Source organism: Sinorhizobium sp. FG01 (assembly GCF_002531875.1).
Lineage (GTDB): Bacteria > Pseudomonadota > Alphaproteobacteria > Rhizobiales > Rhizobiaceae > Sinorhizobium > Sinorhizobium fredii_C.
In genome coordinates, this window is record NZ_NWTB01000038.1 from 1 (window position 1) to 18111 (window position 18111).

Sequence of the window (18111 nt, forward strand, 5' to 3'; positions counted from 1 at the left end):
AGAAGCTGCGCTTCGCTATCCGTGAAGGCGGCCGCACCGTCGGCGCCGGCATCGTCGCCTCCATCGTCGAGTAACGATCGGAAAGGCGATGCCGTAAGCTGCCGACGGCGGCAAGGAAGGTGCAAATGGTGCGCAAGCGCGATTTGCACGCGGCGCCGGCATCGTCGCCTCCATCGTCGAGTAACGGTCGGAAAGGCGATGCCGTGAGCTGCCGAGGCAGCAAGGAAGGTGCAAATGGCGCGCAAGCGCGATTTGCACGCGGCGCCGGCATCGTCGAGTAATTCGGGCTTTTGCCGGTTTTCAAGGACCCCGCGGGCAACCGCGGGGTCCTTTGTTTCTGCTGTTCGCCGCCGTCGCAACTTGAATGTGTCTCGCCGGAGTGGCAGGCTCCTGCGTCGTCAGAGGCGGAGGAGCAGATCGTGAAGAAGCGGATTCTCTTTACCGGTGGCGCCGGTAAGGCCGGCCGGCATGCCGTGCCCTATCTCGTCGAAGCCGGCTATGAAGTGCACAATGTCGACCTTGTTCCGCTCGACAGCCCCGGGGTAACCAACCTGATCGCCGACATCACCGACAGCGGCCAGATGTTCAACGCGCTGTCGATGCATCGGGATTTTCCCGACATGGAACAGGCCAGGGGGGAACAGAGCCGCGCGGATCAGGGCAGGGGGCCGCAACCCTTCGATGCCGTGGTCCACTTCGCGGCCATTCCACGCATCCTCATCAAGCCGGACAACGAGACCTTCCGGGTCAATGTGATGGGCACCTACAACGTCATCGAGGCGGCGGTGAAGCTTGGCATCCGCAAGATCATCGTCGCGTCGAGCGAGACCACCTACGGGGTCTGCTTTGCCGAGGGGCATCGCGACTTCCACAGCTTTCCGCTGGAGGAGGACTACGACGTCGATCCGATGGATTCCTACGGGCTCTCCAAAGTGGTGAACGAAAAGACCGCCCGCGCCTTTGCGGAGCGGTCCGGCTTCGATATCTATGCACTGCGCATCGGCAACGTGATCGAGCCGCACGAATACGAACGCTTTCCCCACTTTTTCGCGCATCCGGAGATCCGCAAGCGGATTGCCTGGAGCTATATCGATGCGCGCGACCTGGGGCAGATCGTCAAGCTTTGCATCGAAAAGGACGGCCTCGGCTTCGCGGTCTTCAACGCCTGCAACGACACCGTGTCGGCCAACACGCCGACCCGCGAGCTCGCCAGGCAGTTCTATCCGAACGTGCCCTTCACCAGAGAGATCGGCGAGTTCGAGGGGCTGCTGTCGAACCGAAAGATCCGCGAGGTCCTCGGCTTCAAGGAGGAGCACGATTGGCGGAAATATGTGCAGCCTGGCACGTAGCGGCTGCGCGCTGGGGTAGCCTGCGGCCATGAGAAACTTTTCTTGGCACTTTTTGCTCTTTTGTTGCAAATGCGCTTGAAAGCATCCGGCAAACTGAATAAGAAGCCGCAGTCTCGAGGATGCAGCCGGTCACGGTTGTGTGTCTCGTCTAGGGGTATAGCTCAGTTGGTAGAGCGGCGGTCTCCAAAACCGCAGGTCGGGGGTTCGAGCCCCTCTGCCCCTGCCATTTTCCCTCCTTCTTGCCCTGTTGTTTGACTTCGGCCAGAATGTGCGGGACGGGCGGCGCGGCCGTTCATATATTCACAAAAAAGACCGATCGGCTCTTGTGGTTTTTGGAATCGGTCTTTATGTAGGGTCCAAACAGACACGCGGTGCGTGGGGCTGACACATCGGCTTTACGCGCCGTAATGGCGTGAGCATTTTATGGCATCCAAAACGAATCCGTTCACGTTTCTGCAGCAAGTACGCTCCGAAACGTCAAAAGTGACTTGGCCTTCGCGGCGCGAGACGACGATCTCGACGCTGATGGTCTTTGTCATGGTCTCTTTTGCCGCCGCCTTCTTCTTTGGTGCGGACCAGTTGATGGGTTGGCTGATGAGCCTGATCCTCAACGTTGGCGCTTGATTTGGGTGGAGGGTTAGATGGCTGCGCGCTGGTACATCGTTCACGCCTATTCAAATTTCGAGAAGAAGGTCGCCGAATCGATCGAGGAGAAGGCGAGGCAGAAGGGTCTCTCGCATCTGTTTGAGAAGATTCTCGTTCCGACCGAGAAAGTCGTTGAGGTCCGTCGCGGCCGCAAGGTCGATTCCGAGCGGAAGTTCTTCCCGGGCTACGTTCTCGTGCGGGCGAATTTGACGGACGAGGCTTACCACCTCATCAAGAACACGCCGAAGGTCACCGGTTTTCTTGGCACCGACAGCAAGCCGGTGCCGATCCCGGACCATGAGGCGGATCGGATCCTCGGTCAGGTCCAGGATGGCGTCGAGCGTCCGAAGCCTTCGGTCTCGTTTGAAATCGGCGAGCAGGTCCGCGTGTCGGATGGGCCATTCGCCTCCTTCAACGGCATCGTGCAGGATGTCGACGAGGAGCGCTCGCGCCTGAAGGTCGAGGTGTCGATCTTCGGCCGCGCCACGCCGGTCGAGCTGGAATACGGCCAGGTCGAGAAGGTCTGAAAGAACGCAAGCTTATGAGAATGGGCAGGCTGACATGTCGGCCTGCTCCGGCGGAGTGATCCGCATGCGCGTGGGAGGGAGCCGGTCTTAGCCAGACCGGTCTATCCGGACCACGCAACCGCAGCCGCCGGTCAACCGACCGGCAAGGAGCCGGGCAACCGGCTGAACAGTTCCCGCTTCCGGTTTGCCGGGTGGGGCAAAGAGAGGCAGAGAGAAATGGCTAAGAAAGTTGCAGGCCAGCTCAAGCTGCAGGTCAAGGCCGGCTCGGCGAACCCGTCGCCGCCGATCGGTCCTGCGCTTGGTCAGCGCGGCATTAACATTATGGAATTCTGCAAGGCGTTCAACGCCGCCACGCAGGAAATGGAAAAGGGTATGCCGATTCCGGTCGTCATCACCTATTACCAGGACAAGTCCTTCACCTTCGTCATGAAGCAGCCGCCGGTCAGCTACTTCCTGAAGCGCGAAGCGAAGATCCAGTCCGGTTCGAAGACCCCGGGTAAGGCGAAGGCCGGCTCGATCTCGAAGGCTCAGATCCGCACGATCGCCGAGGCCAAGATGAAGGACCTCAACGCGGCCGATATCGAAGGCGCAATGGCAATGGTCGAGGGCTCCGCCCGCTCCATGGGCCTGGAAGTGACGGGCTAAGACCATGGCGAAGATTGCAAAGCGTGTACAGAAGTCCCGCGAGGGCATTGATCCGGCGAAGGTCTACGGCCTCACCGAAGCCGTGACGCTCGTCAAGGAGCGTGCGACCGCCAAGTTCGACGAGACGATCGAAGTGGCGATGAACCTCGGCGTCGACCCTCGCCATGCCGACCAGATGGTCCGCGGCGTCGTCAACCTGCCGAACGGCACCGGCCGCTCGGTTCGTGTCGCCGTGTTCGCACGTGGTGCGAAGGCCGATGAGGCCAAGGCTGCCGGCGCCGACATCGTCGGCGCGGAAGACCTCGTCGAAATCGTTCAGGGCGGCAAGATCGACTTCGATCGCTGCATCGCGACCCCCGACATGATGCCGCTCGTCGGCCGTCTCGGCAAGGTTCTCGGTCCGCGCGGCATGATGCCGAACCCGAAGGTCGGAACCGTCACCATGGACGTCGCTGCGGCCGTCAAGGCTTCGAAGGGCGGCGCCGTCGAGTTCCGCGTCGAAAAGGCTGGTATCGTTCACGCCGGCGTCGGCAAGGCATCCTTCGATGCCAAGGCGCTGGAAGAGAACATCCGCGCCTTCGCAGACGCGGTGATCAAGGCGAAGCCGACCGGCGCGAAGGGTAACTACGTCAAGCGCGTGGCGATCTCCTCGACGATGGGTCCCGGCCTCAAGATCGATCCGGCAACGCTCAGCGTCGCCTAACGGAATCACGGGCTTCGGCCCGAAACCGAATTTCCGGCCTTTCGGGGCCGGAAATATCCGGGCTTCCGGCCCGGAATTCCTGTCCGAGATTGCGGGTGGTTCTACCTTAATCACCATTGCCCGCATGAGACGGGTAAGATCTGGATTTCAAGTGACGCCGCAGGCGTCGAAATTCGGTTCGAACCTCGCTTGCCTTGTGTCAGACCCGGCTATCCGGGAACGCCAAGGGACAGGATCCTTAAGCGTTGCTTGGGATCGAGCATGATCCCGGGTGACAAAGGCAAACCCGGCAGGGCTGCGATGAGCAACCCTGTCAACTGGAGACAGACAGTGGAAAGAGCGGAAAAACGCGAATTCGTCACGGAGCTGAACGAAGTCTTCAAGGCTTCCGGTTCGGTTGTCGTGGCCCACTATGCTGGTGTCACAGTTGCGCAGATGAACGACTTCCGTTCGAAGATGCGCGCTGCTGGCGGCACCGTCAAAGTCGCGAAAAACCGCCTGGCCAAGATCGCTCTTCAGGGCACGGAGTCTGAAGGGATGACCAATCTCTTCAAGGGACAGACGCTGATCGCTTACAGCGCCGATCCCGTAACGGCTCCGAAGGTCGTCATGGATTTCGCCAAGACCAACGACAAGCTCGTTGTCCTGGGCGGCGCCATGGGGACAACCACGCTCAACCCGGAAGCAGTCAAGTCGCTCGCGACCCTGCCTTCGCTGGACGAGCTGCGCGCGAAGCTGCTGGGCCTTCTCAATGCCCCGGCAACCCGCGTCGCGACGGTTGTCGCAGCACCGGCAAGCCAGCTTGCCCGCGTGTTCTCGGCCTATGCCAAGAAGGACGAAGCCGCCTGAGGCGGAATTTCGCTGTTGTAATCAAAACCAGTTCGAACCGAACAAAAGGAAAAGTAAAATGGCTGATCTCGCAAAGATCGTTGAAGACCTCTCCTCGCTGACCGTCCTGGAAGCTGCTGAGCTTTCCAAGCTGCTCGAAGAAAAGTGGGGCGTTTCCGCCGCTGCTCCGGTAGCCGTTGCTGCCGTCGGCGGTGCTGCTGGCGGCGCTGCTGCCGCTGCAGAAGAAGAGAAGACCGAGTTCGACGTCATCCTGACGGATGCCGGCGCGAACAAGATCAACGTCATCAAGGAAGTCCGCGCCATCACCGGCCTCGGCCTCAAGGAAGCCAAGGACCTGGTCGAAGGCGCTCCGAAGGCTGTCAAGGAAGCAGTTTCCAAGGCTGAAGCTGCCGACCTCAAGAAGAAGCTCGAAGACGCTGGCGCCAAGGTTGACGTCAAGTAATTCGACGACATGCGAAGGGAGGGGGCCCTTTGGGCCGCCTCTCTTTGACCGTTTTTGGAACATATTACCCAAAAGCCTGTCGAAAACGGCTTTTGGGTAATGGGTTCTTCAAGAGGATGGTCGCGATTGAAGGACAGCACAGCAATCCGTGCTGGCGTCTTTCGAAAGCTTGACGAGATTGAACGACTCATTTGATCGACGGGATCGACTGGCCATCGGTTCCCGTCCGTTGCAGGCCCGGATGCAAGATTGACAAGGAGCGACGATGGCTCAGACCCTTTCGTTCAACGGTCGTAGGCGCGTACGCAAGTTTTTTGGAAAGATCCCCGAAGTCGCAGAGATGCCGAACCTCATCGAGGTCCAGAAGGCGTCCTACGACCAGTTCCTCATGGTCGAAGAGCCCGCAGGCGGGCGTCCCGACGAGGGACTTCAAGCTGTTTTCAAGTCGGTATTTCCGATCAAGGATTTTTCGGGCGCTTCGATGCTCGAATTCGTGTCCTACGAATTCGAACCGCCGAAGTTCGACGTCGAGGAATGCCGCCAGCGCGACCTGACCTATGCGGCACCGCTCAAGGTGACCCTGCGCCTGATCGTGTTCGATATCGACGAGGATACCGGCGCGAAGTCGATCAAGGACATCAAGGAACAGAACGTCTACATGGGCGACATGCCGCTCATGACGGACAACGGTACTTTCATCGTCAACGGGACCGAGCGCGTCATCGTTTCGCAGATGCACCGGTCGCCGGGCGTCTTCTTCGACCATGACAAGGGCAAGAGCCATTCGTCCGGCAAACTGCTCTTCGCCGCACGCGTCATTCCGTACCGCGGTTCCTGGCTCGACATCGAGTTTGACGCCAAGGACATCGTCCATGCCCGCATCGACCGCCGCCGCAAGATTCCGGTGACGTCGCTGCTGATGGCACTCGGCATGGACGGCGAGGAAATCCTCGACACCTTCTATACGAAGTCGCTCTACCAGCGCGACGGCGATGGCTGGCGCGTGCCGTTCCAGCCGGATGCGCTCAAGGGCCAGAAGGCGCTTGCCGACATGATCGACGCCGACAGCGGCGAAGTCGTCGTCGAGGCCGGCAAGAAGCTGACGCCGCGCTTGCTGCGTCAATTGCAGGACAAGGGGCTGAAGGCGCTCAAGGCGACCGATGACGACCTTTACGGCAACTACCTCGCCGAAGACGTCGTCAACGTCGAAACCGGCGAAATCTACCTGGAAGCCGGCGACGAGATCGACGAGAAGACGCTTCCCGTCATCCTGGCGGCCGGGTTCGACGAGATTCCGGTCCTCGACATCGACCACATCAATGTCGGTGCCTATATCCGCAACACGCTGACCGCCGACAAGAACGAGAACCGGCAGGACGCGCTGTTTGACATCTATCGCGTCATGCGTCCGGGCGAGCCGCCGACCATGGATTCGGCCGAAGCCATGTTCAACGCGCTGTTCTTCGATGCCGAGCGCTACGACCTCTCGGCCGTGGGCCGCGTGAAGATGAACATGCGTCTCGACCTCGACGTGCCGGACACGGTCCGCACGCTGCGCAAGGAAGACATCCTCGCGGTCGTCAAGATGCTGGTCGAACTGCGTGACGGTAAGGGCGAGATCGACGACATCGACAACCTCGGCAACCGCCGCGTCCGCTCGGTCGGCGAGCTGATGGAGAACCAGTATCGCCTGGGTCTCCTGCGCATGGAGCGCGCGATCAAGGAGCGCATGTCCTCGATCGAGATCGACACCGTCATGCCGCAGGACCTGATCAACGCGAAGCCGGCCGCTGCCGCCGTTCGCGAGTTCTTCGGCTCCTCGCAGCTGTCGCAGTTCATGGACCAGGTGAACCCGCTCTCGGAAATCACCCACAAGCGCCGCCTTTCGGCTCTTGGCCCGGGTGGTCTGACCCGCGAGCGCGCCGGCTTCGAAGTCCGCGACGTGCATCCGACCCATTACGGCCGCATTTGCCCGATCGAGACGCCGGAAGGCCCGAACATCGGTCTGATCAACTCGCTCGCGACTTTTGCCCGCGTCAACAAGTACGGCTTCATCGAGAGTCCGTACCGCAAGATCGTCGATGGCAAGGTGACCGGGGACGTGGTCTACCTTTCGGCGATGGAAGAGGCAAAGTATCACGTCGCCCAGGCCAACTCGGTCCTGAACGACGACAATTCCTTCGCGGAAGAGTTCGTCGTCTGCCGTCACGCCGGCGAAGTCATGCTGGCGCCGCGCGACAACATCAACCTGATGGACGTTTCGCCGAAACAGCTCGTTTCGGTCGCCGCGGCGCTCATCCCGTTCCTTGAGAACGACGACGCCAACCGCGCGCTGATGGGCTCGAACATGCAGCGTCAGGCGGTTCCGCTGCTGAGAGCCGAGGCACCCTTCGTCGGCACCGGCATGGAGCCGGTCGTTGCCCGCGACTCGGGCGCGGCGATCGCCGCCCGCCGTGGCGGCGTCGTCGACCAGGTCGATGCGACGCGTATCGTTATCCGCGCCACTGAAGACCTCGATCCGTCGAAGTCGGGCGTCGATATCTACCGGCTGCAGAAGTTCCAGCGTTCCAACCAGAACACCTGCGTGAACCAGCGTCCGCTGGTCACCGTCGGCGACCTGGTCAACAAGGGCGACATCATCGCCGACGGCCCGTCGACCGATCTCGGAGATCTGGCGCTCGGCCGCAATGCGCTCGTCGCCTTTATGCCCTGGAACGGCTACAACTACGAAGACTCGATCCTGCTCTCCGAGCGGATCGTGCGCGATGACGTCTTCACCTCGATTCATATCGAGGAATTCGAAGTCATGGCCCGCGACACCAAGCTCGGTCCGGAAGAAATCACGCGCGACATTCCGAACGTATCGGAAGAAGCGCTGAAGAACCTGGACGAAGCCGGCATCGTCTATATCGGCGCCGAAGTTCAGCCGGGCGACATCCTGGTCGGCAAGATCACGCCGAAGGGCGAAAGCCCGATGACGCCGGAAGAAAAGCTTCTGCGCGCCATCTTCGGCGAAAAGGCCTCGGACGTCCGTGATACGTCGATGCGCATGCCGCCCGGCACCTTCGGCACGGTTGTCGAAGTTCGCGTCTTCAACCGGCACGGGGTCGAGAAGGACGAGCGCGCGATGGCGATCGAGCGCGAGGAGATCGAACGCCTCGCCAAGGACCGCGACGACGAGCAGGCGATCCTCGACCGCAACGTCTATGCACGCCTGATCGACATGCTGCGCGGCCATGTTGCCGTTGCCGGCCCGAAGGGCTTCAAGAAGGGCACCGAGCTTTCGAACGCCGTCATCAGCGAATATCCGCGCTCGCAGTGGTGGATGTTCGCCGTCGAGGACGAGAAGGCTCAGGGCGAGATCGAAGCGCTTCGCGCCCAGTACGACGAATCCAAGTCGCGCCTCGAACAGCGCTTCATGGACAAGGTCGAAAAGGTCCAGCGCGGCGACGAAATGCCTCCGGGCGTCATGAAGATGGTCAAGGTCTTCGTCGCCGTGAAGCGCAAGATCCAACCGGGCGACAAGATGGCCGGCCGTCACGGCAACAAGGGTGTCGTGTCGCGGATCGTGCCGATCGAGGACATGCCGTTCCTCGAAGATGGCACGCATGTCGACGTGGTGCTGAACCCGCTCGGCGTGCCGTCGCGCATGAACGTCGGCCAGATCCTCGAGACGCATCTGGGCTGGGCTTGCGCCGGCATGGGCAAGAAGATCGGCGCAATGCTCGAGGCCTATCACGAGAGCGGCGACATCAAGCCGTTGCGCCAGACGATCGACGACGTCATGGGCGCCGGTCCGAAGGGCGAGCCGATCAAGCAGTACGACGACGAGTCGATCGTCCGGCTGGCCGAGCAGACCCGCCGCGGCGTGTCGATTGCAACGCCGGTCTTCGACGGCGCGGTCGAGGCCGACGTCAACGAGATGTTGAACAAGGCCGGCCTGAAGGTGACCGGTCAGTCGACGCTCTATGACGGTCGTACCGGCGAGGCCTTCGACCGCCAGGTCACGGTTGGCTACATCTACATGCTGAAGCTCAACCACCTGGTGGACGACAAGATCCACGCCCGTTCGATCGGTCCGTACTCGCTAGTTACCCAGCAGCCGCTGGGCGGCAAGGCGCAGTTCGGCGGCCAGCGCTTCGGCGAAATGGAGGTTTGGGCGCTCGAAGCCTACGGCGCCGCCTACACGCTGCAGGAAATGCTGACGGTCAAGTCGGACGACGTGGCCGGCCGTACCAAGGTCTACGAGGCGATCGTCCGAGGCGACGATACGTTCGAGGCGGGCATTCCGGAGAGCTTCAACGTTCTCGTCAAGGAAATGCGCTCGCTCGGCCTCTCCGTTGAGTTGGAAAACTCGAAGGTTGAGGATCTCGGCACCGCGGCGCAGCTGCCGGACGCGGCGGAGTAAGTGATATCCGGTGTGTGCCGCAAAGCGGCGCGCACCGTTTCCGCCGCCGGGCGCTCGCTTGCCCGCGGCAGGAACAGGGCCGCACCCGATGCGGTTTTAGCTGTTTATGGGGCAGGGGCCGGCGCCCGGGATTTGCCGGCACCCTCGCCAAGCTCAGGGCGTAAAGCCCGCAAAGGAGACAGGCATGAACCAAGAGGTCATGAATCTTTTCAATCCGCAGGTGCCTGCACAGACCTTCGATTCCATCCGGATTTCGATCGCGTCGCCGGAGAAGATTCTTTCCTGGTCTTACGGTGAGATCAAGAAGCCGGAGACGATCAACTACCGCACCTTCAAGCCCGAGCGCGACGGTCTGTTCTGCGCGCGCATCTTCGGTCCGATCAAGGACTACGAGTGCCTGTGCGGCAAGTACAAGCGCATGAAGTACAAGGGCATCATCTGCGAAAAGTGCGGCGTCGAAGTGACGCTGTCGCGCGTTCGCCGCGAGCGCATGGGCCATATCGAGCTCGCCGCGCCCGTTGCCCATATCTGGTTCCTGAAGTCGCTGCCGAGCCGCATCGCGACGTTGCTCGACATGACCCTGAAGGATATCGAGCGCGTCCTCTATTTCGAAAACTACATCGTCACCGAACCTGGCCTGACGTCGCTGAAGGAGAACCAGCTCCTCAGCGAAGAAGAGTACATGATCGCGGTCGACGAGTTCGGCGAAGACCAGTTCACCGCGATGATCGGCGCCGAAGCGATCTACGAGATGCTCGCTTCGATGAATCTCGAGAAGATCGCCGGTGATCTGCGCGCCGAAATGGCCGAGACGAGCTCGGATCTGAAGCAGAAAAAGCTGATGAAGCGGCTGAAGATCGTCGAGAACTTCATGGAGTCCGGCAACCGTCCGGAGTGGATGATCATGAAGGTCGTTCCGGTGATCCCGCCGGACCTGCGTCCGCTCGTGCCGCTCGACGGCGGCCGTTTCGCGACGTCGGATCTCAACGATCTCTATCGTCGCGTCATCAACCGCAACAACCGTCTGAAGCGGCTGATCGAACTGCGCGCACCGGGCATCATCATCCGCAACGAAAAGCGCATGCTGCAGGAATCCGTCGATGCCCTGTTCGACAACGGCCGTCGCGGCCGCGTCATCACCGGTGCCAACAAGCGTCCGCTGAAGTCGCTCTCCGACATGCTGAAGGGCAAGCAGGGCCGCTTCCGCCAGAACCTGCTTGGCAAGCGCGTCGACTATTCCGGCCGTTCGGTCATCGTGACCGGTCCGGAGCTCAAGCTGCACCAGTGCGGTCTTCCGAAGAAGATGGCGCTCGAACTCTTCAAGCCGTTCATCTACGCCCGCCTCGACGCCAAGGGCTTCTCCTCGACCGTCAAGCAGGCGAAGAAGCTGGTGGAAAAGGAAAAGCCGGAAGTCTGGGATATTCTCGACGAGGTCATCCGCGAGCATCCGGTTCTGCTGAACCGTGCGCCGACGCTGCACCGCCTGGGCATCCAGGCCTTCGAGCCGATCCTGGTCGAAGGCAAGGCGATCCAGCTGCACCCGCTCGTCTGCACCGCCTTCAACGCCGACTTCGACGGCGACCAGATGGCCGTTCACGTGCCGCTGTCGCTCGAAGCCCAGCTTGAAGCCCGCGTGCTGATGATGTCGACGAACAACATCCTGCATCCGGCAAACGGCGCACCGATCATTGTTCCGTCGCAGGACATGGTTCTCGGCCTCTACTATCTGTCGATCCTGAACCAGAACGAGCCGGGTGAAGGCATGGCCTTCTCCGACATGGGCGAACTGCACCATGCGCTGGAAACCAAGGCCGTCACGCTGCACGCCAAGATCCGCGGCCGCTACAAGACCGTCGACGCCGAGGGCAACCCGGTCTCGAAGATCTATGAAACGACGCCCGGTCGCATGATCATCGGCGAGCTCCTGCCGAAGAACCCGAACATTCCGTTCGAGATCTGCAACCAGGAGATGACCAAGAAGAACATCTCAAAGATGATCGACACGGTCTATCGCCATTGCGGCCAGAAGGACACGGTGATCTTCTGCGACCGGATCATGCAGCTCGGCTTCGCCCATGCCTGCCGCGCCGGCATTTCGTTCGGCAAGGACGACATGGTGATCCCGGACACCAAGGTGAAGATCGTCGGCGACACCGAAGCGCTCGTGAAGGAATACGAGCAGCAGTACAATGACGGCCTGATCACCCAGGGCGAGAAGTACAACAAGGTCGTCGACGCCTGGGGCAAGGCAACCGAAAAGGTCGCCGAAGAGATGATGGCGCGCATCAAGGCGGTCGAGTTTGACGACAATGGTCGCCAGAAGCCGATGAACTCGATCTACATGATGTCGCACTCGGGTGCTCGTGGTTCTCCGAACCAGATGCGCCAGCTGGGCGGCATGCGCGGCCTCATGGCCAAGCCGTCGGGCGAGATCATCGAAACGCCGATCATCTCGAACTTCAAGGAAGGCCTGACCGTGAACGAGTACTTCAACTCGACGCACGGTGCCCGTAAGGGTCTGGCGGACACCGCCTTGAAGACCGCGAACTCGGGTTACCTGACCCGCCGTCTCGTCGACGTCGCGCAGGACTGCATCGTCACGCATGTCGATTGCGGCACCGACAAGGGCCTGACCATGACGGCGATCGTCGATGCCGGCCAGGTCGTCGCCTCGCTCGGCCAGCGTATCCTCGGCCGTACGGCGCTCGACAACATCGACAACCCGGTCACCGGCGAACGCATCGTCGATGCCGGCAAGATGATCCTCGAGGCCGATGTTGCCACGATCGAGAAGGCCGGCATTCAGTCCGTCCGCATTCGCTCGGCGCTGACCTGCGAGATCCAGACCGGCGTCTGCGGCGTCTGCTACGGCCGTGACCTCGCCCGCGGTACGCCCGTCAACATGGGTGAAGCGGTCGGTGTCATTGCGGCGCAGTCGATCGGTGAGCCGGGCACGCAGCTGACCATGCGTACCTTCCACCTCGGCGGTACGGCGACCGTGGTCGACCAGTCGTTCCTCGAAGCGTCCTACGAAGGCACGGTCCAGATCAAGAACCGCAACATGCTGCGCAATTCCGATGGCGTCCTCGTCGCCATGGGCCGCAACATGGCGATCCAGATCCTCGACGAACGCGGTGTCGAGCGCTCCTCGCAGCGCGTTGCCTACGGTTCGAAGATCTTCGTCGACGACGGCGACAAGGTGAAGCGCGGCCAGCGTTTCGCCGAGTGGGACCCCTACACCCGTCCGATGATGACGGAAGTGGAAGGTACCGTTCACTTCGAAGACGTCGTCGACGGCATCTCGGTTCTGGAATCGACGGACGAATCGACCGGCATCACCAAGCGCCAGGTTATCGACTGGCGTTCGACGCCGCGCGGCACGGACCTGAAGCCGGCGATCGTAATCAAGGACAAGAACGGCAGCATTGCCAAGCTCGCCCGCGGCGGCGAAGCCCGCTTCATGCTGTCGGTCGATGCGATCCTCTCGGTCGAGCCGGGCCAGAAGGTCAGCCAGGGTGACGTTCTCGCCCGTTCGCCGCTCGAAAGCGCCAAGACCAAGGACATCACCGGTGGTCTGCCGCGCGTTGCCGAGCTCTTCGAGGCACGCCGTCCGAAGGATCACGCCATCATCGCCGAGATCGATGGCACGGTTCGCTTCGGCCGCGACTACAAGAACAAGCGTCGCGTGCTGATCGAGCCGGCCGAAGACGGTGTCGAGCCGGTCGAGTACCTGATCCCGAAGGGCAAGCCCTTCCATCTTCAGGATGGCGACTACATCGAAAAGGGCGACTACATCCTCGACGGCAACCCGGCGCCGCACGACATCCTGGCGATCAAGGGCGTGGAAGCGCTTGCCTCCTACCTCGTCAACGAGATCCAGGAAGTCTATCGCCTGCAGGGCGTTGTCATTAACGACAAGCACATCGAGGTGATCGTCCGGCAGATGCTGCAGAAGGTCGAAATCACCGACGCCGGTGACTCGAGCTACATCGTCGGCGACAATGTCGACCGCATCGAGCTCGAGGACGTCAACGACGCGCTGCTTGCCGAAGGCAAGAAGCCGGCCTTCGGCGAGCCGGTGCTGCTCGGCATCACCAAGGCATCGCTGCAGACGCCGTCCTTCATCTCGGCCGCGTCGTTCCAGGAGACCACTAAGGTGCTCACGGAAGCGGCGGTTGCCGGCAAGACGGACAGCCTGCAGGGCCTCAAGGAAAACGTCATTGTCGGTCGCCTCATCCCGGCCGGCACCGGTGGCACGATGACGCAGATCCGCCGCATCGCCACGGCGCGCGACGAGTTGATCCTCGAAGAGCGCCGCAAGGGTACGGGCGCCGATGCGGCGACGCCGATGCTCGCCGACATGGCGAACGAAAACGCTGCGGCCGAATGATCGGAAAGGAGAGGGTGCGTGCCACCCTCTCTCTTCCCCAAATTCAAAGCCGCCCGGACCAGGTCCCGGGCGGCTTTCTCGTCTCACCTCGTCGGAATTCGGTCAGCCGAAGCGGATGATCGACACCTCGCCCTCGAGCGCGCCCTGGTAGGCGGACGCATGCGGCTCCTCGTCGGGAATGTCGGTAAGCGTGCCGATCTGATCGAGATCCGCCTGGAAGAATCCTTCCTCCGCAAGCGCATTCAGCGCTTCCCGCACGGCGGTGTCGTCATCCGGCGCCCGGAGCATCACGTGAATTTCCACGCCCGCTTCGTCGCGATCGTTCTCGTAGGCGCGGCCGATGATGACGAAGACCAGCGGCTCTTCGGGTGAATTGTCGTTGTCGGGCATGATGGGCATCGGAAGGTCCTCGTTCGGATTGCGGGTAACCTTAACCCGGTTTCCCCGCCTCGCGAAAGAAATAGGAGAGAGCCTTCTTCTTGAGAAGCCGAATTTCGCCGGGCTGCAAGACGTCTGGAGAATCGGGCTGACTCACGGTTCGTGGAAACGCCGATTGGTGTTACCGATTCTTTAACGACAGAGACCAAGGCGATGTTCAATGCGCCACGGACCTGCCCGGGAAGCGGGATGCGCGCCGCAAAGCCTTGTTTTTCAGGCATATCAGGGCTGCAAGAGCGAGAATATTTGTTAATTGCCCTTGACGGATCGACCTGAAATCAGTACACCCCGCCGCATCAGAGCCCATGTGAGGCTGGCTGGTTCGGAACGTCGCGTTCTGGAGTTCGCCTCAAACAAGGTTCAAACGCACGCTGAAGACACAATGCTGCACGCAAGACGCGCGAGATAGCGCGTCCTCTGCTTTTGTCGGGGCCATCTGCGAAAAGGCGGATCGGCCCTCGTTTTGCGCATTTCATAGGCGTTCGGTACCGATCCGCCCGAAAGGGTAACGAGACAAGTTTTTGCAAGGGATGGTTACATGCCTACCGTAAACCAGCTGATCCGCAAGCCGCGTCAGGCACAGGTAAAGCGCAACAAGGTTCCTGCTCTGCAGGAAAACCCGCAGAAGCGCGGCGTTTGCACCCGCGTCTACACGACGACCCCGAAGAAGCCGAACTCGGCTCTGCGTAAGGTTGCAAAGATCCGCCTGACGAACGGCTTCGAGGTGATCGGCTACATTCCCGGGGAAGGCCACAATCTTCAGGAGCACTCCGTGGTTATGATCCGCGGCGGCCGCGTGAAAGACCTTCCGGGTGTTCGTTACCACATCATCCGCGGCGTTCTCGATACGCAGGGTGTGAAGAACCGCAAGCAGCGTCGTTCGAAGTACGGCGCCAAGCGTCCGAAATAACATCGCAACCGGCGCCATTTCGCTGGTCACCAGATAAAAAGTTGAGAGACGAAAAGTATGTCCCGACGCCATAGAGCAGAAAAGCGTGAGATCAACCCGGATCCGAAGTTCGGTGATCTGGTCGTCACGAAATTTATGAACGCAATCATGTTGGACGGCAAGAAGTCCGTTGCAGAAAGCATCGTCTATGGTGCCTTCGAAGCGGTGCAGTCGAAGCTGAAGCAGGAGCCGATCGCCGTGTTCCATTCGGCTCTCGACAACATTGCTCCGCATGTTGAAGTGCGTTCGCGCCGCGTCGGTGGTGCTACCTATCAGGTGCCGGTCGATGTACGTCCGGAGCGTCGCCAGGCCCTCGCCATCCGCTGGCTGATCGCGGCCGCACGCAAGCGCAACGAAACGACCATGGTCGATCGCCTCTGCGGCGAACTCATGGACGCAGCAAACAACCGTGGCAGCGCCGTCAAGAAGCGCGAAGACACGCACAAGATGGCCGATGCCAACCGTGCGTTCTCGCACTACCGCTGGTAACGGCAACACGTCTCGAAAGGCAGTCACCCATGGCTCGCGAATATAAAATCGAAGACTACCGAAATTTCGGTATCATGGCGCATATCGACGCCGGCAAGACGACGACGACAGAGCGTATCCTTTACTACACCGGCAAGTCCCACAAGATCGGCGAAGTCCATGACGGCGCCGCAACGATGGACTGGATGGAACAGGAGCAGGAGCGCGGCATTACGATCACGTCTGCAGCCACCACGACCTTCTGGAAGGGCCGTGACGGCAAGATGCGCCGCTTCAACATCATCGACACTCCCGGCCACGTCGACTTCACCATCGAAGTCGAGCGCTCGCTGCGCGTTCTCGACGGCGCCATTGCGCTTCTCGATGCCAACGCCGGCGTCGAGCCGCAGACGGAGACCGTCTGGCGTCAGGCCGAGAAGTACCATGTTCCGCGCATGATCTTCTGCAACAAGATGGACAAGACCGGCGCTGACTTCTACCGCTCCGTCGAGATGATCAAGACCCGTCTCGGCGCGACCGCTGTTGTCATGCAGCTGCCGATCGGCGCCGAAAGCGAATTCAAGGGTGTTGTCGACCTGATCGAAATGAACGCCCTCGTCTGGCGCGACGAATCGCTCGGCGCCCAGTGGGACGTCGTCGAAATCCCGGCCGACATGAAGGAAAAGGCTGAAGAATACCGCGAGAAGCTGATCGAGACGGTTGTCGAGATCGACGAAGCGGCTATGGAAGCCTATCTGGAGGGCACCTATCCGGACAACGACAAGATCCGTGAACTGGTTCGCCGCGGCACCATCGACGTGAAGTTCCATCCGATGTTCTGCGGCACGGCCTTCAAGAACAAGGGCGTTCAGCCGCTGCTCGACGCCGTCGTCGACTACTTGCCGTCGCCCATCGACATTCCCGCGATCAAGGGCATCGACGTCAAGACCGAGGGCGAAATCACCCGTAAGGCCGACGACAACGAGCCGCTGTCGATGCTGGCCTTCAAGATCATGAACGACCCCTTCGTCGGTTCGCTTACCTTTGCCCGCATCTATTCCGGCAAGCTCGAAAAGGGCACGTCGGTGATGAACACGGTCAAGGAAAAGCGCGAGCGCGTCGGCCGCATGCTGCAGATGCACTCCAACTCGCGTGAAGACATCGAAGAAGCCTTTGCCGGCGACATCGTTGCTCTCGCTGGCCTCAAGGAAACCACCACCGGCGATACGCTCTGCGATCCGCTGAAGCCGGTTATCCTCGAGCGCATGGAATTCCCGGAGCCGGTCATCCAGATCGCCATCGAGCCGAAGACCAAGGGCGACCAGGAAAAGATGGGCCTCGCTCTCAACCGCCTGGCTGCCGAAGACCCGTCCTTCCGCGTCAAGACCGACGAGGAATCCGGCCAGACGATCATTGCCGGCATGGGCGAGCTTCACCTCGACATCATCGTCGACCGCATGCGTCGCGAGTTCAAGGTCGAAGCATCGGTCGGTGCTCCGCAGGTTGCCTACCGCGAAACCATCACGCGTCAGCACGAAGAAGACTACACGCACAAGAAGCAGTCCGGTGGTACCGGCCAGTTCGCCCGCGTCAAGCTCGTCTTCGAACCGAACCCGGAGGGCGAGGACTTCGTCTTCGAATCCAAGATCGTCGGCGGTGCGGTTCCGAAGGAATACATCCCGGGCGTTCAGAAGGGCATCGAAAGCGTCCTGTCGTCGGGCCCGCTTGCCGGCTTCCCGATGCTCGGCGTCAAGGCGACCCTCATCGACGGCGCGTTCCACGATGTCGACTCGTCGGTCCTGGCGTTCGAAATCGCTTCGCGTGCCTGCTTCCGTGAGGCTGCGAAGAAGGCCGGTGCTCAGCTCCTCGAGCCGATCATGAAGGTCGAGGTCGTGACGCCCGAAGATTACGTCGGCGACGTAATCGGCGACCTGAACTCTCGCCGTGGCCAGATCCAAGGTCAGGAATCGCGCGGCGTCGCCGTGGTGATCAATGCCCATGTACCGCTCGCGAACATGTTCAAGTACGTCGACAACCTGCGCTCGATGTCGCAGGGCCGCGCTCAGTACACGATGCTGTTCGATCACTACGCGCCGGTTCCGTCGAACGTCGCGCAGGAAATCCAGGCGAAGTATTCCGGCCAGAAGTGACCGCAATACGCCCGCGCTGAAACAGAATGAAAAGATTTCCCCTCTAAGGGACAAGAAACGGAGAGCCGAAAATGGCAAAGAGCAAATTCGAGCGCAACAAGCCGCACGTCAACATCGGCACGATTGGCCACGTTGACCATGGCAAGAC

General features: G+C 61.0%; 13 protein-coding genes, 1 tRNA gene and 2 pseudogenes. 15 read left to right on the forward strand and 1 reads right to left on the reverse strand.

Going from position 1 to position 18111, the window contains the following annotated elements; genetic code table 11:
• From CO656_RS30030 to rpoC, 11 genes and pseudogenes are all read left to right on the forward strand, one after another.
• A pseudogene (locus CO656_RS30030) lies at positions 1-74 on the forward strand (elongation factor Tu); the annotation flags it as partial.
• A gap of 345 nt (positions 75-419) precedes the next feature.
• On the forward strand, positions 420-1349 hold the full coding sequence (locus tag CO656_RS28685; protein WP_097528046.1) for an NAD(P)-dependent oxidoreductase: 930 nt from the start codon (positions 420-422) through the stop codon (positions 1347-1349).
• Positions 1350-1499: 150 nt separating this feature from the next.
• A tRNA-Trp gene (locus tag CO656_RS28690) sits at positions 1500-1575 on the forward strand.
• 197 nt (positions 1576-1772) lie between these two features.
• The gene (gene secE, locus CO656_RS28695) at positions 1773-1973 is read left to right on the forward strand and encodes a preprotein translocase subunit SecE (RefSeq protein ID WP_012707741.1); all 201 of its coding nucleotides are present in this window, start codon (positions 1773-1775) and stop codon (positions 1971-1973) included.
• Positions 1974-1990: 17 nt separating this feature from the next.
• A complete protein-coding gene (gene nusG / locus CO656_RS28700; RefSeq protein ID WP_018239477.1) occupies positions 1991-2521 on the forward strand; it encodes a transcription termination/antitermination protein NusG in 531 nt (176 codons plus the stop codon).
• Between the two features lie 216 nt (positions 2522-2737).
• Positions 2738-3166: a 50S ribosomal protein L11 gene (gene rplK, locus CO656_RS28705; protein WP_034858872.1), complete on the forward strand. Its 429-nt coding sequence runs from the start codon at positions 2738-2740 to the stop codon at positions 3164-3166.
• Between the two features lie 4 nt (positions 3167-3170).
• Positions 3171-3869: a 50S ribosomal protein L1 gene (rplA, locus tag CO656_RS28710; RefSeq protein WP_037427187.1), complete on the forward strand. Its 699-nt coding sequence runs from the start codon at positions 3171-3173 to the stop codon at positions 3867-3869.
• A 330-nt stretch (positions 3870-4199) separates the two neighbouring features.
• Entirely contained in the window at positions 4200-4718 is a 519-nt protein-coding gene (gene rplJ / locus CO656_RS28715) for a 50S ribosomal protein L10 (protein ID WP_037427189.1), read from the forward strand.
• A gap of 58 nt (positions 4719-4776) precedes the next feature.
• Complete coding sequence (gene rplL / locus CO656_RS28720; protein WP_037382910.1) at positions 4777-5160, forward strand: 50S ribosomal protein L7/L12; 384 nt, start codon at positions 4777-4779, stop codon at positions 5158-5160.
• 265 nt (positions 5161-5425) lie between these two features.
• Positions 5426-9568, forward strand: a complete 4143-nt coding sequence (rpoB, locus tag CO656_RS28725; RefSeq protein ID WP_097528047.1) for a DNA-directed RNA polymerase subunit beta — start codon at positions 5426-5428, stop codon at positions 9566-9568.
• Positions 9569-9752: 184 nt separating this feature from the next.
• Positions 9753-13958, forward strand: a complete 4206-nt coding sequence (gene rpoC, locus CO656_RS28730) for a DNA-directed RNA polymerase subunit beta' (protein ID WP_037427195.1) — start codon at positions 9753-9755, stop codon at positions 13956-13958.
• 102 nt (positions 13959-14060) lie between these two features.
• On the opposite strand, the gene CO656_RS28735 is transcribed toward rpoC, so the two are convergent.
• Complete coding sequence (locus CO656_RS28735) at positions 14061-14357, reverse strand: hypothetical protein (RefSeq protein ID WP_037427197.1); 297 nt, start codon at positions 14355-14357, stop codon at positions 14061-14063.
• A gap of 577 nt (positions 14358-14934) precedes the next feature.
• On the opposite strand from CO656_RS28735, the gene rpsL reads away from it, so the two are divergent.
• The 4 genes and pseudogenes from rpsL to CO656_RS30620 all read left to right on the forward strand — a co-directional run.
• A complete protein-coding gene (gene rpsL / locus CO656_RS28740) occupies positions 14935-15306 on the forward strand; it encodes a 30S ribosomal protein S12 (RefSeq protein WP_003507760.1) in 372 nt (123 codons plus the stop codon).
• 57 nt (positions 15307-15363) lie between these two features.
• On the forward strand, positions 15364-15834 hold the full coding sequence (gene rpsG / locus CO656_RS28745; protein ID WP_026612436.1) for a 30S ribosomal protein S7: 471 nt from the start codon (positions 15364-15366) through the stop codon (positions 15832-15834).
• A 29-nt stretch (positions 15835-15863) separates the two neighbouring features.
• Positions 15864-17963 (forward strand): elongation factor G, encoded by a 2100-nt coding sequence (gene fusA, locus CO656_RS28750; RefSeq protein WP_037427200.1) that lies wholly within the window; start codon positions 15864-15866, stop codon positions 17961-17963.
• Between the two features lie 71 nt (positions 17964-18034).
• Positions 18035-18111, forward strand: a pseudogene (locus CO656_RS30620) (elongation factor Tu); the annotation flags it as partial.

Excerpts from the sequence above, each read along its gene's own strand:
- rplA (WP_037427187.1), top strand. The coding sequence starts at position 3,171 with ATGGCGAAGATTGCAAAGCGTGTACAGAAGTCCCGCGAGGGCATTGAT.
- nusG (WP_018239477.1), top strand. The coding sequence starts at position 1,991 with ATGGCTGCGCGCTGGTACATCGTTCACGCCTATTCAAATTTCGAGAAG.
- secE (WP_012707741.1), top strand. The coding sequence starts at position 1,773 with ATGGCATCCAAAACGAATCCGTTCACGTTTCTGCAGCAAGTACGCTCC.
- fusA (WP_037427200.1), top strand. The coding sequence starts at position 15,864 with ATGGCTCGCGAATATAAAATCGAAGACTACCGAAATTTCGGTATCATG.
- rplK (WP_034858872.1), top strand. The coding sequence starts at position 2,738 with ATGGCTAAGAAAGTTGCAGGCCAGCTCAAGCTGCAGGTCAAGGCCGGC.
- rpoB (WP_097528047.1), top strand. The coding sequence starts at position 5,426 with ATGGCTCAGACCCTTTCGTTCAACGGTCGTAGGCGCGTACGCAAGTTT.
- rplL (WP_037382910.1), top strand. The coding sequence starts at position 4,777 with ATGGCTGATCTCGCAAAGATCGTTGAAGACCTCTCCTCGCTGACCGTC.
- rpsG (WP_026612436.1), top strand. The coding sequence starts at position 15,364 with ATGTCCCGACGCCATAGAGCAGAAAAGCGTGAGATCAACCCGGATCCG.
- CO656_RS28735 (WP_037427197.1), bottom strand. The coding sequence starts at position 14,357 with ATGCCCATCATGCCCGACAACGACAATTCACCCGAAGAGCCGCTGGTC.
- rpoC (WP_037427195.1), top strand. The coding sequence starts at position 9,753 with ATGAACCAAGAGGTCATGAATCTTTTCAATCCGCAGGTGCCTGCACAG.
- rpsL (WP_003507760.1), top strand. The coding sequence starts at position 14,935 with ATGCCTACCGTAAACCAGCTGATCCGCAAGCCGCGTCAGGCACAGGTA.